Genomic DNA, 14,945 nt, shown 5'->3' on the forward strand with positions numbered 1-14,945 from the left:
CGGTGAGCGACGAGAAGGAGGCCCGACGATGACGGACGCACAGGCGACACCGATCTGCTCCCACCTGGACCAGGTGCGGCAGGTCGCCCCTGGCAGTGCCGACTCCTGCACGGAATGTGTCGCGACGGGCGACACCTGGGTACATCTGCGCGAGTGCCCGACCTGCGGACACGTCGGATGCTGCGACTCGTCCCGCAACAAGCACGCCACCGCGCACCACTCCTCCACCGGGCACCCGCTCATCCGCTCCTACGAGCCGGGCGAGACCTGGTGGTGGTGTTACGAGGACGAGGTGACCTTCGACGTCGAGGGAGCCGGACCGGCGCGGACCGCCTGAGGGCGAGCGGTCCGGTGCGGCGCCCACGCGGAGCCGCTCCGCCCCTGAGCGTCCGCCGGGTCAGCCGCGGGACGGCCCCGACTCCCGCAGCCGGCGCCATACCGCCTTCGCCGCGTGGTGTCCGGACATGCCGTGCACACCGGGTCCGGGCGGAGTCGCCGAGGAGCAGATGAAGACCGCCGGATGCGCCGTCTCGTAGGGCACCCGGGCTAGCTTGGGGCGGATCACCGTCTGGAGCCCCGCGAAGGCGCCGCAGGCGATGTCCCCGTCCACGTAGTTCGCGTTGCGCGCGGCGAGCCGGGGCGGTCCCGTCACCGCGCGGGCGAGCACCACGTCGCGGAAGCCGGGGGCGAAGCGCTCCAGTTGGCGTTCGATGACATCGGTGGCGTCGCCCTCCCAGCCTGCCGGGACGTGTCCGTACACCCAGAACACCTGCTTGCCCTCGGGGGCGCGGGACGGGTCGACGAGGCTGGGCTGGGCGGTGATCAGGAACGGCACGCTCGGGTCGCGGCCGGTGACCGCGGCGCGCAGGGCGGAATCGATCTCGCCGGCCGTGGGGCCGATGTGCACCGTGCCCGCCCGGCGGGCCTCCTCTGCGGTCCAGGGGACGGGGCCCGACAGGGCGTAGTCGATCTTGAAGCAGGACGCGCCGTAGCGGTAGCCCCGGTACGCGTTGCCCAGTCCGGCGATCCGGGCCAGCGCGGTCGGCGAGGTGTCGAAGATGTAGGCGCGGGCCGGCGGGAGTTCGTCCAGGCGCTTGACCTCGGTACCGGTGTGGATGACACCGCTCTGCTCGCGCAGGTACGAGGCGAGGGCGTCGGAGATGGCCTGGGAGCCGCCGCGCGGCACCGGCCAGCCCTTCTCGTGCGCGGCCAGGGCGAAGAGCAGGGCGATTCCGCCGGTCGCGACACCGCTGGTGGGGGCTATGGCATGGGCGGCCAGTCCGGCGAAGAGGCCGCGCGCCTTCTCGCCGCTGAAGCGGCGGGACAGCAGCGTGGCGGGCTGGATGGCGTCCAGCCCGAAGCGCACCCAGCGGTACGGGTCGCGCGGCAGCCCGTCCCACGGGGTGCGCAGGAAGTCCTGGGCGAGGCTGTCCCAATGGCCGAGGAAAGGGGCGAGGAGCCTGCGGTACGCGCCCGCGTCACGCGGCCCGAGCGACATCGCGCTCTCCCCCACCGAGCCGGCCAGCACGGCGGCGGACCCGTCCGGGAACGGGTGGGCGAGGGCCAGCGGGGGCTGCAGCCACTCCAGGCCGTGCCGGGCGAGCGGCATCGCGTCGAAGGCGGGCGAGCCGATGCCCAGCGGGTGGACCGCCGAGCAGGGGTCGTGGCGGAAGCCGGGGAGGGTGAGCTCCTCGGTACGGGCTCCGCCGCCGACGGTCCGCCCGGCTTCGAAGACCTCCACGGCGTAGCCGCGGCGGGCCAGTTCGACTGCGGCGGTCAGCCCGTTGGGGCCCGCCCCCACGACGACTGCGTCAAGCATCGACGGCACCTTCGGACTCCTTTGTCAGCCGGCGGTCGGAGTCCCAGGATATTCACAGGCGCCGGCGCTACGGGCGCGGGTAGGCTTCCCGCTCGATGAGCACTCCGAACCCCGCGCGGCAGCCGCGCCCCACACCGCTCCCCGATCCGTACCCGGCCCCCGGGACGGCCCCGGAGGATTCCGGACCGTACGGGTGGATCTCCGCCATGGCCGAACGACTCGTCGCCGTGCCCGGGATCCGGGCCGTCGTCCTGGGCGGCAGCCGGGCCCGGGGCACCCACCGCCCGGACTCCGACTGGGATCTGGGCCTCTACTACCGCGGCGTCCCTGACCTGGCCGCGCTGACCGCGCTGGCCCGCGAGGTGCAGGGTTCGCCGGTCGAGGTGGCCGGGCCCGGCGGCTGGGGGCCGTGGGTCAACGGCGGGGCCTGGCTCCGGGTGGACGGCACACCGGTGGACTGGATCCTGCGCGACCTGGACCGGGTCGAGGCGGTCTGGTCCGACTGCCGCCAGGGGCGCTACGAGGTGGGTGTCCAGCCGGGCCACCCGCTCGGTTTCTGGTCCCCCGCCTATCCGGGCGAGGTCGCCCTCGGGCACGTACTCGCTGACGCACAAGGTGAGTTGACGGCACTTCAGGCCGAGACGCACGACTATCCGGAGCACCTGCGCACGGCCCTCGCCGATGCGGCCTGGGAGGCGGAGTTCTCGGTGGCGTCGGCCCGCAAGTCGGCTCCTTCCGGCGACCGGCTCCATGTCTCGCTCTGCCTGTCCCGGGCGTTCGGCATCCTCGCCCAGTCGCTGCACGCCCACCACCGCACCTGGTGCCTCAACGAGAAGGGCGCGCTGGCGGCCGCCGCCGCGCTGCCGGACACGCCCGCGGACTTCGCGGACCGGGCCGGCGAGGCGCTGCGGGGGCTGGACGCCGCGGCGGTGGAAACGGCCGCGGACGTCGTGGACGACGTACGGGCGGTCCTGAGCGGCGCGTCCGCCCAAGGCCCCGACCGCGGCTGAGCCGTCGGACGGGCCTTACGATTCCGCCATGATCGCCGAACTGCAGTGTGTGGTGCTCGACTGTCCCGATCCCGCGCGTCTCGCCGGGTTCTACCGTTCGCTGGTCGGCGGGCGCGTGAACCAGGTGGACCGCCGGTGGGCGCTCGACGAGAACTGGGCGACGCTGCACACCCCCGGCGGGCCGGTGCTCGCCTTCCAGCGGGTGGCGGACCACCGGCCGCCGCGGTGGCCCGATCCGGAGCGCCCGCAGCAGTTCCATCTGGACTTCGGGGTCCCCGACCTGGACGCGGCCGAGTCCGAGGTGGTGGCGGCCGGTGCGACCGTACTCGACGACGGCGCCGGGTCCGATCGGCCGTGGCGTATCTACGCCGACCCCGCAGGCCACCCGTTCTGCCTGGTCAAGCACGGCACGAGCGGGAACTGAGGGTACTGCCCAGTTCCCGCTGGGTGGCCGTGGCGCGGCGGGCCGGACGCGGTGAGGTCCGCGCCTGCCTCGCCGCTCCCGCCCCGCTCAGCCTCCGGCGCGCAGCGCGGCCAGGACGCTGTCGGCCGTCGCCCGGTCACGGGCGGCCGTGAAGGGCATGTCGTTGCCCCCGGCGATACGGAACGGCACACCGGACAGCGTGGCCTGGGCGCCGCCCGCCTCCGTGACCAGCAGGAGACCCGCCGCGTGGTCCCACGCGAACTCCCAGTTGAAGGCGACCGCCTCGGCGTCGCCGCGGGCGACGCCGAGGTATTCGAGGCCGGCCGAGCCGCAGGGGCGGGCGTCGATGCCCTCGGTGCGCAGCCCGAGCAGGGCGCGCTTCTGGGCGTCGGTGGTGTAGTCGGGGTGCGACATCGCCACCCGCAGGACGGCGCCGGGCTCGGGTGAACCTGCGTGCAGGGGCGCGCCGTTGAGCGTCGCGCCCCGGCCCCGGACGGCCACGGCCATCTCGTCCAGGGCGGCGGCGTACGTCCAGGAGGCGAGGGTCTCGCCGTGGTGGGCGAGGGCGACCAGGGTGCAGAAGCCGGGTTCGCCGCGGACGAACTGGCGGGTGCCGTCGACCGGGTCGACGATCCAGACGGGCGCCTCGCCGCTCAGCGCCTCGTACACCGTCGGGTCGGCGTGGACCGCTTCCTCGCCGACGACCACGGAACCGGGCAGGAGCCGGCTCAGGGAGGCGGTGAGGTGTTCCTCCGCGAGGCGGTCCGCGGTGGTCACGAGGTCGTGCGGACCGTTCTTCTCGACGATCTCGTGGGCGGCGAGCTGCCGGTAGCGCGGCATGATCTCGGCGGCGGCCGCTGCGCGGACCGCCGCCTCGACCTCGGTCAGGTCCCCGGCAAGGAAGTCATCGATCATGCCCCCAGCTAAGCACGCGGGTCCGGGGCGCCGACGACCTGGTCATGACGGGTGGATGGCCAGGTGGCGGCGCCGGTCAGCGGCCGACCGCGTACCCCTGCATTCCCCGCGGGTTCGCGGCCGCGGACAGCACCCCGGTCCGCGGGTCACGGGCGACCGCGCACATCCGGCCCTCGGACCACGGGTCACCGACCGTGACGTCATGGCCGCGGCGGCGCAGCTCGGACACGACGTCCGGGTCCATGCACTCCTCGACGGTGACGCTGCCGGGGCGCATCCCGCGCGGGAAGAAGGAGCCGGGGAAGCTGTCGTTGTGCCAGTTCGGGGCGTCGATGGCGCCCTGGAGGTCGAGGCCGCCGCGGACCTCGGCGCGCAGGGCGACGGCGAGGAAGAAGTGCAGCTGCCACTGGTCCTGCTGGTCGCCGCCGGGGGTGCCGAACGCGATCACCGGCACGCCGTCGCGCAGGGCGAGGGACGGCGTCAGGGTGGTACGGGGGCGCCGGCCGGGGGTGAGGGAGTTCGGCAGGTCCTCGTCCAGCCAGGCCATCTGGAGGCGGGTGCCGAGCGGGAAGCCGAGCTCGGGCACGACCGGGTTGGACTGGAGCCAGCCGCCGCTGGGCGTGGCGGAGACCATGTTGCCCCAGCGGTCCACGACGTCCACGTGGCAGGTGTCGCCGCGGGTGGCGCCGTCCGCGGCGACGGACGGCTCGCCGGTGCGGTCCACGGTTGCCGTCGGTTCCCCGGCTCCGTCCTTGGCGACCGTCGGCTCGCCGACACCGGCGGTCGCGAGGCCCATCGCGTCGAAGCCGGACTCGCCCGCGGCGACGGCCTGGGCGTGCCCGCTCAGGACGGGGGTACGGCCGTCGGGGCTGCCCGGTCGCAGCTCGTGCGAGGCCTCACCGGTGACGAGGGCGCGGCGGGCGGCGTTGTACGGCTCGGAGAGCAGGGTGGCGAGCGGGACCTCCGCGGCGTCGCCGTACCAGGCCTCGCGGTCGGCCATGGCCAGCTTGCAGCCCTCGATGAGCAGGTGCACGTACTCGGCGGAGCCGTACCGGGGCAGTTCGGCGGGGAGCAGCGCGAGCTGCTGGAGGAACGCGGGGCCCTGGCTCCAGCCGCCGGCCTTGGCGAGCGTCCAGCCGTTCCAGTCGTACGTCGCGGGGGCCTCGTACGAGGCGGACCAGCCGGCCAGGTCGGCGGCGGTGAGGGTGCCGGTGTGGCGTTCGCCGCTGGTGTCCATGGTGGGGACGGTGGCCTGCCGGACCAGGGCCTCAGCGATGAATCCCTCGCGCCAGATCGCACGGGCGGCCTCGATCTGCGCGGTGCGGTTCTCGCCGCCGGTCTCCTCGGCCTCGGCGACGAGCCGGCGCCAGGTCGCGGCGAGGGCCGGGTTGCGGAAGAGCTCGCCGGGCTTCGGGGACGCGCCGCCGGGCAGGTACACATCGGCGGAGGACGGCCACTCGTTCTCGAACAGCTCGCGGACGGTCTCGACGGTCTGGCCGACCCGTTCCACGGGCGCGTGCCCGTCCTCGGCGTAGCCGATGGCGTACCGCAGCACCTGCGCGAGGGTCCTGGTGCCGTGGTCGCGCAGCAGCAGCGTCCAGGCGTCGAAGGCGCCCGGCACGGCGGCGGCGAGCGGTCCGGTGCCGGGGACCAGGCCAAGGCCGAGCGCGCGGTAGTGGGCGATGGTGGCACCGGCGGGGGCGGGGCCCTGGCCGCACAGCACCTGGACCTCGCCGTCAGCGGGCGCGAGGATCATCGGCACTTCGCCGGCCGGTCCGTTGAGGTGCGGTTCGACGACGTGCAGGACGAATCCGGCGGCGACGGCGGCGTCGTAGGCGTTGCCGCCGTCCTCCAGGACGGCCATGGCGGACTGCGAGGCGAGCCAGTGGGTGGAGGACACCATCCCGAAGGTGCCCTGGAGGGTGGGCCTGGTGGTGAACATACGGGCTCTCACCTCGCTGTTACGTGTGTCGGACGGTCGAGACTGCACTCAGGATCGAAGCTTGGGGAGAATCTGGGGAGTTCGGACCGGAGATCTCCTCCGCCCGCTCCCCCAGCAGGCTATCGACTGCCCTGCGCCCCTTCCTTCCCGCACGTCCGGACCGCGTGCGCGCCGACAAGGCGTGTGCCTTCCACAAGAACCGCGCCTGCCTGCGGTGGCGTGGCATCAGCTGGACCATCCCGGCCAAGGCCGACCAGGCTCGGTTCCCGGACACACACCGTCAGCATTCGGAATGACTCATCTAGGGTTCGGCCATGTCTCTTTCCCCCGCTCCGAAGCAATCCACGCTTGCGGTCGAGCTCGCGTCGCTGCGGCGCCGGCGCACGCGTCGTCGTCGGCGGCTCGGGACGGCAGCCGGAGCCGGTCTCGTCGGGGTCGCCGGAGGCTTGTGGCTTCTGCTGGTCACCGGGCCCGAACCGGGCGACCATGCGCCCATGGCCATATGCGCCGTGGACAGCAAGAGCCTGCGCGCCGACGTGGATGCGGACGGACAACTGGACGAGATCCGCGACCAGGGCCGCGATGGCACCAACTCAGTCGTCTTCCGGAGAGACGGCCACCGCACCACTGTCGGCGTCGGCGAGGCCCGGGGGTTCTGGCAGAAGCTGCGAGGCTTACCGAAGGAAGACATGGCGACACGGGGAACCTTCGGTGACTTCGACGGCGACGGGTACCTCGATCTGGCCCTCTTCTACAGTCAGCGCGACGAGGGCGACGCGACGCGGGACAACATGGTGGTGCATGAGGTGCGCTACGGGCCTCTCGCCCGCGACCTGAGCAGTGACCGGACCGGCCCCATCCGTATGGGGGGCTCGGCGTTCGTGTTCGCGGTGCGGGCCACCGACACCGATCACGACGGCCGCGCCGAGCTCCAGATAGTCCAGTCAGGCGGGGACGGCACCACTTACCGCCATATCGGTCGGCAGGACGGCGGCGGGCTCTCTGTCAGCGATGACAAGACCGGCTCCGACGGGTGGTCGGGCTGGTCCGGGCCCAAGCTCGGCCGGCTCGACTTCGGGGCCTGCGCAGATCGCTAGACGAGTCTTTCCGAATGCTGACGGTGTGTCCAGGAACGCAGACAGGGCGTCCAAGATCGTTGTGTGATGTGGCCCTGGACGTGGCCACCGGCGAGGTCATCGGTTCCATCCACCGCCGCCACCGGACCGCGGAGTTCGAGAAGTTCCTCACCAAACTCGACAAGGAGGTCTCGGCCGACCTGATCCACGACGACGACGGCACCCACGAGTCGCCGGCAGTCAGGAACTGGCGGGAGACCCATCCCCGGTGCCTTGCCGCGATCTTCGGTTGGTCGGAATTGACAGCCATCCGCTACGCGGGAGCCGCCCGAGCACTCACAGACGGACCCCGCTCGCAGACGGATCCGAACCCCCCTGAAAATATGAGAGTTGACTCTCGCATATTACGAGAGGAGACTCTCACGTTATGGGCTCCAGTAATCGCCTCGGCGATATCGAGATCAGTGACCCGCAAGCGATGCGGGCGTTGGCGCATCCGGTTCGGCTCGCAATCCTTGACCACTTGCAGCGGCACGGGCCTGCGACCGCGACGCGGCTCGCGCCGGACGTGGGGGCGACGCCGTCGGTCACCAGCTGGCATCTGCGCCACCTGGCCGGTTTCGGGCTGGTTCGCGACAGCGAGCCCGGTTCGGACCGCCGCCAACGAAGGTGGGAGGCGGTGGCACACGGCTTCCGGTTCGAGACGCCGCAGGACCAGGCTGACGAGGAGGGCCGGTCGGCCGCGCGGGTGCTGTCGCAGCAGATGTTCCTGCGCTATGCGGACCTGCCGAGCCGGTGGGCAGCAGAGGTGGAGCCCGCACTCGATCCGGCGTGGCAGAGGCTGGCAGGGCTGGCCAACACCCGCCTCGTCGTTTCCGCTGAGGAACTCGCCGCCATTGAGGACGGCATCGAGCGCATCCTTGCGCCGTATGTCACTCGCGCTCCGGCCGAGCGGCCGGCCGATGGCCGGGGCGTCCAGCTGATGCGTTTCGTCCTGCCGGAAGGTGCCGAGGAACAGACCGTGCCGACGCCGTGAACGGCCCGAGCCCGACCGCTGCGATATCCCTGTGGCGAGATCAACGGTTCCGCCGCTTCTGGGCCGGGAACACCGTCTCCCAGTTCGGCGACCGGATCACCGAACTGGCCCTGCCCTTGATCGCTGTCAACGCCTTGAACGCCACGGCCAACCAGGTGGCATGGCTGACGGCACTCATCTGGACTCCGAATCTGCTCGCCATCCTCCTGGGGGCCTGGGTCGACCAGAGGGTCCGCAAACGTCGCCTGATGATCCTCGCCGACCTGGTGCGCGCCGCGGTACTGCTCAGCATCCCGGCTGCCTACTTGCTGGGAGCGGTGACTCTCGGCCAGCTGTACGCCGTGGCGTTGCTCACGGGCGCTGCGGGAGTGCTGTTCAACACCGCCTATCCGCCGTTCTTCGTAGGCCTCGTGCCACGCGCGTCCTACGTGGACGCGAACAGCAAACTCAGTGCCAGTCGATCCGCGTCGTATGTCGCCGGCCCGGCCATCGGCGGCGCTCTGATCCAGGTCTTCACCGCGCCCATAACCCTCGTCCTTGACGCCCTGACCTTCCTGGCATCGGCGGTCCTGATCAGCCGCGTCTCGGTCGACGAACCGCCGACAGCGGACGACACCACGGCGCCTCCCCTTTTGCGGCGGGCCAGGGAGGGACTGGCTCTCGTAGTCCGTCACCCGGTGCTGCGGGCCAGTCTCGGATGCGCAGCCACCGTGAACTTCTTCACCTTCATCGCGGGCAGTGGACTGATCGTGCTGTTCGCCAGCCGGAACCTCGGACTGTCCGCGGGAGTCATCGGAATCGCGCTCGGTGTCGGTGCGACGGGTTCCCTCCTCGGCGCCCTGGTCGCTCCGAGAATCTCGCGACGGTTCGGCGTGGGGCCCAGCATCGTCGTGGGCGCGGTGCTCTTCCCCGCGCCGATCGCCATCGCCGCCATCGCGGACGGTCCGTTCTGGCTCCGTGCCGGCGCTTTGGCCGCGTCCGAGTTCCTGTCCGGCTTCGGTGTCATGTTGTTCGACGTCAACCTCAACGCCCTGCAGACCACTGTGATCCCCGACGGCCTGCGCAGTCGCGTGGCCGGCGCGTACAGCACGATCAACTACGGGATTCGCCCCATCGGTGCCATCGTCGGCGGGCTGCTGGCCACCGCCCTCGGGCTGAGGCCCACTCTCCTCATTGCCGCCGTCGGCGGAGTCCTGTCGATGCTTTGGCTACTGCCCTCACCGATACCTCGGATCCGCTCCCTGGCACCGGACGAAACCGGGGATGCGGCTGGTTGAATCTGCGTGCGCCGACGGGCACACGGCACCGCTGCCGGTACGCGCTGTCCGACGGGCAGCTCTACGAGATCGCCCGGGGAATCCGGGGGATGCCTGGATCGCCCGTCGAACGGGAGCGGTTCACGGTCGTCAGAAGCCTACTTCCATTCCGCATACAGTCCGCAAGGCAAGAGCGGCGCCCACGTGGCGGACGGTTTTTACTGACGATCGGATAGCGGCGGGTGCGGAAGGCGTGAAGACACCTGTCCGCACCCGCCGTCGTCAGCCGCGCGTGGCGAGTCAGCGACTTCGCGCGGCCGGCCTGGCGTGCGCCGGGGCCCCGGGCGTCTGCCCTTCCCCGCCGCCCAGCCATTTCAGCCCGTCCACCACGAACCGGTTCTGCGTCTCACTGGCGAACGTCGAGGACAGGGTGGTCCCCGAGCCGTAGTCCATGGCGTTGTGGCCGAAGTTCGCGTACAGCATCCGGTAGCCGGTGTTGGTCCACAGGACCGGGTAGTCGCCGCTGTACCAGGACTGGTTCGGGTCCGTGCCCAGCGGGAAGCTCACCGGGTCGACGGATGCCAGCACCTTGATGTCCGGATTATCGCGGAGGTTGTGCTGCCACGAGTACCACTCGCTGACCGACGAGGTGAAGGTGTCGGGCAGCCCCGTGGTGGAGGGGTGCGTCCGGTCCTCGGTGCGCAGCACCGCGGTGGTGGGGCCCCAGGTGTTCGAGCTGAAGTCGCCGCTGCCGAGGAACTGGTCGTAGTACCAGGGCCATTCCTGGGCGGCGGTGGTGAACGCGGAGACGTGGAAGCCCATCCAGGCCCCGCCCGAGCGCATGTACCGCTCGAATCCCGCGCGTTGGGGGGCGGTCTGCGGCGCGTCGTCGAGGAACAGCACCACCTGGTACTGGTCGGGGGTGAGGGTGCTCAGCCGCTCCCAGTCGTTGGTGGAGGTGTAGGAGAAGTTGTTGGCCGCGGCGGTGGCGGGGAACCACTGGTTGGCTTCCTGGACGAAGCTGATGTGGGCCGCGTCCCAGGTGCCGTTGTAGAAGGCGATCACGTTGAAGGCGGGTGCCCGCGGCGCGGCCTGCGCGGGGGCCGGGGTGAGCCCCAGCAGGAGGGCCGGCAGCAGGAGCAGCCATCGGCAGAGCCGGCCGATGCCTCCGCGCGCTCCGGCGGTGGTCCTGAACGCTGTCATACGGAACCGTCCTTTCCGGACGTCGCGGTACTCAGGGCTGGCTGACGAGGTTGGCCACGTTGGACGAGGAGTTGGAGGGGCCGCCCCGCCCGTTGATGACGTGGCGGATCGTTCCGGTGCCGCCGAGCGAGACGGTCACCATGCTCTGGAACCGGACGTTCGGGTTGTCCGGGACCTCGAAGGCGTGCTCGGCCGTCACTGACGGGTTCGAGCTGAAGAAGCAGTAGCTGCCGAGCCCGTACGCCTGGTGGCTGGTGACCGAGTCCGCGACCTTGTAGGCGGCGTAGCCCTGGGTGGAGCCGTTCATCCAGGACGCCTGGTCCGGCACGTCGTACGGCATCTCGTTCTGGTAGAAGTACGTGCGCCCGCCGTTGCCGTTCCAGATCGTCTGGTGCTTCTGGTAGTGCTCGACGAAGAGTCCGTACATCGTCACGTTGTCGCCGTTGACGACGAGGCCCGTGTCCGCCTTGTTGCTGTTCCAGCCGATGCCGCTGCCGTGGTCGCCGCGCCAGATCCACATGTGGTCACCGATGACGTGGTCGCTGTTGACCACCAGGCTGGTGGTCGCCCGGCCCACGGCTGCGCCGCCGACCCGGAAGAACACGTCGTGCAGCGAGGTCGGGTTCGCCGCGTGCCCGGCCGAGGAGCCGGCCGGGCCGACCTCCATCAGGGTCGGGGAGTTCGTCGTACCGGCGTCGAAGAGGATGCCGGCGACCTTGACCCCGTCGACGTCGGCCACCGTCATCGCGGTGACCCCGTTGTCCGGAATGAACGTGGCGAGGCCGAGCCCCAGGACGACGGTGTCGGGCCTGGTCACCTTCAGCGTCTGGTCGAGGTGGTAGACGCCCGGCGTGACCAGCAGGTTCTTTCCCTCGGCCAGCGCGGCGTTGATCTGCGCGGCCGTGGCTCCCGCCCTCACGACGAAGAACTTGTCCATGCCGATCGAGGTGCCCGCGGCGTTGCCGCCCGCCCAGGTGGTGCCCGAGGCGTTGTTGCGGACGGCAGGGACGAACACCTGGTAGGCGCCGCCCCCGTCCACGTACAGGAAGGGCTTCTCCCGGATCACGGGCGCCTGGTTCACCGTGGTGTAGGGCGGGTTGGGGAAACTGGTGGCGGGGACGCCCTGGCTGCCGACGAAGACCATGTTCCAGTTGGAGCCGGTCCAGCTGCCGAGCGTGGAGTTGCGGGTGATCCACTGCTGCTGCGTGCCGGACCGCACCTGCCCGTCGATCTTGGTGTCGGCCATGAAGCCGCCGCTGGCCCAGCCGCCGTCGTCCAGGGCCAGGTTGCCGCGCACATGCATGCGCCGGTACGGGGCCGCCTGGGAGACGGCCCAGCGGTCGGTGCCGCCGGTCGGGTTCACCGAGAGGTTCTCGGCGCCGCGCCAGAAGTTCTGGGTGGCGTTCTGCGGCGGGAACCAGTCGGCTTCTGCGTGGACGGTGCCGTTGATCGTCACCGAGTCGGGCGACTGTCCGAGCCCGAGGACCTGGGTGTAGAAGCCCACGTTGACGTCGTTGCTGTACGTACCCGGCTTGAACATCACCGCGTAGCGCTGGTTGCCGAACTGGTTGGTCTCCTGCTGCCGGAAGATCGAGTCGAGCCGGCCCTGAATGGTGGCCGACGGCATCGACGGGTCGAAGACCACCACGTTCGGCCCGAGGTCCACATCGCCCGGCGCGACGGCGACCGGTGTGACCTGGAACCGCTGGGCCGCGGAGTTGTTGCAGGTGTACTGGACGAGCTGGACGCTGTCGGCCGTCGAGGCGGCGGGCACGTCCAGGCACTTGCCGCTGTTGCGGTTGACGAAGTGGTAGGCGCCGCCGCCCTCGTCGACGGGCTGCCACTGCTGGTTGGTGCCGCCGCCGTACGTCCAGAGCTGGACGGCGGCGCTGTCGGCGGTGGACACGTTGCTGACGTCCACGGACTGGTCGGCGTTGTTGCGGTTGTTGATGCGCACATAGCCGCCGGAGGTCGCGGTCAGACTCCACTGCTGGGCGGCGGAGTTGTTGCACGTGTACTGCTGGACGGCGGTGCCGTTGACAGTTGCGGCGGACCGGGCGTCCAGGCACTTCCCGCTGCCGCTGTTGACGACGGTGGCCCAGCCGGACGGCAGCGCGGCGGCCGCCGCGGCGGCGCGCGGGGCGGGCCCGGCCGGGACCGCGGCCGGGGCGGGGGTGGCGGCCAGGACCGACCCGGCCAGGGCGCCGGCCGCGAACACCGCGGTCAGCGCCCGCCGTCGGCGGGTCGGTGTGGGGCCGGATCGGCGGCCCTCTGTGGGCCTTCGGACAGATCTGGGCACGGTTGTCTCCTGTGCGGGTCGGACGGCGCGACGGGCAGGGGCGGTCAGACGGTCAGACGGTGTGCGGGCCGGTCAGCCGGCGTACTGGGCGAACACCTTCGTGAAGTCCCAGGGCTGCTGGGAGACGCCCGAGCAGGTGTCGGCGCCGCCCCCGGTGCACGGGCGGTCCCGGTTGACCGACCAGAAGGTGAGCCGGGCCAGATGGCGCTGCTGGGCGTAGGCCAGGATGGTGCGGAAGTCGGCGACCGTCACCGTCTCGTTGTCGTCGGTGATGCCGTTCATCGAGGAGATGCCGGTGTGCCGGTACGCCTGGTCGTCCGTGTATCCGTAGGCGTTCTTGACGACGTTCTTCAGCCCCTCGGCCGCGCTGACGGTGAGGTTGCCCATGTTCTGGCCCGCCCCGCCGAAGTCGAACGGCATGATCGTCCAGCTGTCCACGGTCAGCCCGGAGGCCGACGCCTTGCGGACCATGCTGTCGTCGGGCCCGCTCTGGCCGGTGCCGAAGGTGACGTACACCTTGATGCCCGGGTTGTTGGCCTTGACGGTCTTCAGCGCGTCGACCGTGCGCTGCTGCACCGTGGCGCTGGCGTACGCGTCGGCCTCGATGTCGATGTCGATCGCCTTCAGGCCGTAGGCGCTGATCACCTTCTGGTACGCGGCCGCCAGCTCGCCCGCACTGGAGCAGGAGCTCTCCAGCTTGTTGCCGCTCCAGCCGCCGAAGGACGGGATGACGTCGCCGCCGGCCCCCCGGACGGTGTTGATCGTCTGCTGGTCGACACCGCCGGTCAGCGGCCTGCCGCCGTCCCACTGCGGGTTGCAGTAGCCGTTGCTGAGGACGAAGGCGAGCGTGAACCACTTGACGCCGGTGGCGTTCATGACGGTGGTCGGGCTGGGCGGGCTGCCCCAGCCGTTGTAGAGGTACGGTGCGACCGCCATGGCCCCGGGAGCGGCCGGGTCTCCCCCGCCTCCCCCGACGGCGGGCGCGGTCCACTTCTGGTTGGTGGCCCCGGTACAGGTCCAGATCTGGAGGCGGGTGCCGTTGGCCGAACTGTTCCCCGTGGCATCCAGACACTTGTCCGCCTGCGGGTTCACGATGTCGCGCGCACCACTGACCGTCCACCGCTGGGCAGCCGAGCCGTTGCAGTCCCACAGCTGAACGACGGAACCGTTGGCCGTGCCGCCCGACGCGACGTCAAGACACTTGCCCAGCGCCTTGACCGTCCCGTCACTGCCCAGGCTCCACTGCTGGGCGGCGGAGCCGTTGCAGTCGTAGAGCTGTACGGGAGTGCCGTTGGCGTTGGCACCCGCGGCGACATCGACGCACTTGCCGCCGACCCCGGTGATCTGCCCGGTGGCCGCGGCCGCGCCCAGGGCGGGCGAGCCGGTCAGCCCGGCGAGGAGGGCCGCGGCGGCCACGACTCCCAGGGCGCTCCATACGGCGGGGGCGTGCCCGCGCAGCAGGTCTCGGCGCATCAGCTGTTCACCGTCCACTTCTGATTGGCGGCCCCGGAGCAGGTCCAGATCTGCAGCCGGGTGCCGTTGGCCGAACTGTTCCCCGTGACGTCCAGGCACTTGTTGGCCTGCGGGTTCACGATGTCGCGCGCACCACTGACCGCCCATCGCTGGGCAGCCGAGCCGTTGCAGTCCCACAGCTGAACGACGGTTCCGTCCGCCGTACCGCCGGACGCGACGTCAAGGCACTTGCCCAGCGCCCGGATCGTCCCGTCGCCGCCGACGCTCCACTTCTGGGCGGCGGAGCCGTTGCAGTCGTAGAGCTGTACGGGGGTGCCGTTGGCATTGCTCGCCGCGGCCACGTCGACGCACTTGCCGGCCAGGCCGGTGATGGTTCCGGAACCGGCCGGGGGCTGGGTGTCGCTGGTGGTGACGCGTACGTGGTCGACGACGAGTTGCTGGGGGAAGGTGGTGTTGTTGTCGGGGTCGCCGGGCCAGTAGCCGCCGACGGCG

12 protein-coding genes and 1 pseudogene are annotated in these 14,945 nt (G+C 71.2%); 6 read left to right on the top strand and 7 right to left on the bottom strand.

Translation table 11 applies throughout. From position 1 onward, the window contains the following. The first annotated feature begins 28 nt into the window (after positions 1-28). On the top strand, positions 29-337 hold the full coding sequence (locus ACIQM0_RS38035; RefSeq protein ID WP_385039484.1) for a UBP-type zinc finger domain-containing protein: 309 nt from the start codon (positions 29-31) through the stop codon (positions 335-337). A 60-nt stretch (positions 338-397) separates the two neighbouring features. Here the strand turns inward: ACIQM0_RS38035 and ACIQM0_RS38040 are convergent, their stop codons facing one another. Further along, positions 398-1,828 (bottom strand): phytoene desaturase family protein, encoded by a 1,431-nt coding sequence (locus ACIQM0_RS38040; RefSeq protein WP_401295535.1) that lies wholly within the window; start codon positions 1,826-1,828, stop codon positions 398-400. 197 nt (positions 1,829-2,025) lie between these two features. On the opposite strand from ACIQM0_RS38040, the gene ACIQM0_RS38045 reads away from it, so the two are divergent. Next, positions 2,026-2,829, top strand: coding sequence for a nucleotidyltransferase domain-containing protein (locus ACIQM0_RS38045; protein WP_401295555.1), 804 nt, complete (start codon positions 2,026-2,028; stop codon positions 2,827-2,829). A 28-nt stretch (positions 2,830-2,857) separates the two neighbouring features. Further along, complete coding sequence (locus tag ACIQM0_RS38050; RefSeq protein ID WP_401295537.1) at positions 2,858-3,253, top strand: VOC family protein; 396 nt, start codon at positions 2,858-2,860, stop codon at positions 3,251-3,253. 87 nt (positions 3,254-3,340) lie between these two features. Here the strand turns inward: ACIQM0_RS38050 and ACIQM0_RS38055 are convergent, their stop codons facing one another. Continuing rightward, positions 3,341-4,168, bottom strand: a complete 828-nt coding sequence (locus ACIQM0_RS38055; RefSeq protein WP_401295539.1) for an inositol monophosphatase family protein — start codon at positions 4,166-4,168, stop codon at positions 3,341-3,343. Between the two features lie 76 nt (positions 4,169-4,244). Next, the gene (locus ACIQM0_RS38060) at positions 4,245-6,110 is read right to left on the bottom strand and encodes a gamma-glutamyltransferase family protein (protein ID WP_401295541.1); all 1,866 of its coding nucleotides are present in this window, start codon (positions 6,108-6,110) and stop codon (positions 4,245-4,247) included. 314 nt (positions 6,111-6,424) lie between these two features. Here ACIQM0_RS38060 and ACIQM0_RS38065 point away from each other — a divergent pair, with 314 nt between their 5' ends. The 3 genes from ACIQM0_RS38065 (at position 6,425) to ACIQM0_RS38075 (ending at position 9,499) form a co-directional block, all read left to right on the top strand. Further along, positions 6,425-7,207 (top strand): hypothetical protein, encoded by a 783-nt coding sequence (locus tag ACIQM0_RS38065; protein WP_401295543.1) that lies wholly within the window; start codon positions 6,425-6,427, stop codon positions 7,205-7,207. A 406-nt stretch (positions 7,208-7,613) separates the two neighbouring features. Continuing rightward, positions 7,614-8,222, top strand: coding sequence for an ArsR/SmtB family transcription factor (locus tag ACIQM0_RS38070; RefSeq protein ID WP_401295545.1), 609 nt, complete (start codon positions 7,614-7,616; stop codon positions 8,220-8,222). Beyond that, entirely contained in the window at positions 8,219-9,499 is a 1,281-nt protein-coding gene (locus ACIQM0_RS38075) for an MFS transporter (RefSeq protein WP_401295547.1), read from the top strand. The genes ACIQM0_RS38070 and ACIQM0_RS38075 overlap by 4 nt, the downstream gene beginning before the upstream one ends. 315 nt (positions 9,500-9,814) lie before the next feature. Here ACIQM0_RS38075 and ACIQM0_RS38080 read toward each other — a convergent pair. From ACIQM0_RS38080 to ACIQM0_RS38095, 4 genes and pseudogenes are all read right to left on the bottom strand, one after another. Beyond that, positions 9,815-10,681: pseudogene (locus ACIQM0_RS38080) on the bottom strand (ThuA domain-containing protein); the annotation flags it as partial. A gap of 31 nt (positions 10,682-10,712) precedes the next feature. Further along, the gene (locus ACIQM0_RS38085) at positions 10,713-12,908 is read right to left on the bottom strand and encodes an RICIN domain-containing protein (protein WP_401295557.1); all 2,196 of its coding nucleotides are present in this window, start codon (positions 12,906-12,908) and stop codon (positions 10,713-10,715) included. A 144-nt stretch (positions 12,909-13,052) separates the two neighbouring features. Further along, entirely contained in the window at positions 13,053-14,453 is a 1,401-nt protein-coding gene (locus ACIQM0_RS38090) for an RICIN domain-containing protein (RefSeq protein WP_401295549.1), read from the bottom strand. Continuing rightward, positions 14,453-14,945 (bottom strand): lectin (locus ACIQM0_RS38095; RefSeq protein ID WP_401295551.1); only part of this gene is annotated, 493 nt, incomplete at its 5' end. The genes ACIQM0_RS38095 and ACIQM0_RS38090, both read right to left, overlap by 1 nt.

This window comes from Streptomyces sp. NPDC091387 (assembly GCF_044756945.1).
Taxonomy (GTDB): domain Bacteria; phylum Actinomycetota; class Actinomycetes; order Streptomycetales; family Streptomycetaceae; genus Streptomyces.

What these genes read in the sequence shown, in the direction of transcription:
- ACIQM0_RS38065 (WP_401295543.1), top strand. Translation starts at nt 6,425, where the DNA reads ATGTCTCTTTCCCCCGCTCCGAAGCAATCCACGCTTGCGGTCGAGCTC.
- ACIQM0_RS38045 (WP_401295555.1), top strand. Translation starts at nt 2,026, where the DNA reads ATGGCCGAACGACTCGTCGCCGTGCCCGGGATCCGGGCCGTCGTCCTG.
- ACIQM0_RS38070 (WP_401295545.1), top strand. Translation starts at nt 7,614, where the DNA reads ATGGGCTCCAGTAATCGCCTCGGCGATATCGAGATCAGTGACCCGCAA.
- ACIQM0_RS38060 (WP_401295541.1), bottom strand. Translation starts at nt 6,110, where the DNA reads ATGTTCACCACCAGGCCCACCCTCCAGGGCACCTTCGGGATGGTGTCC.
- ACIQM0_RS38035 (WP_385039484.1), top strand. Translation starts at nt 29, where the DNA reads ATGACGGACGCACAGGCGACACCGATCTGCTCCCACCTGGACCAGGTG.
- ACIQM0_RS38090 (WP_401295549.1), bottom strand. Translation starts at nt 14,453, where the DNA reads ATGCGCCGAGACCTGCTGCGCGGGCACGCCCCCGCCGTATGGAGCGCC.
- ACIQM0_RS38050 (WP_401295537.1), top strand. Translation starts at nt 2,858, where the DNA reads ATGATCGCCGAACTGCAGTGTGTGGTGCTCGACTGTCCCGATCCCGCG.
- ACIQM0_RS38055 (WP_401295539.1), bottom strand. Translation starts at nt 4,168, where the DNA reads ATGATCGATGACTTCCTTGCCGGGGACCTGACCGAGGTCGAGGCGGCG.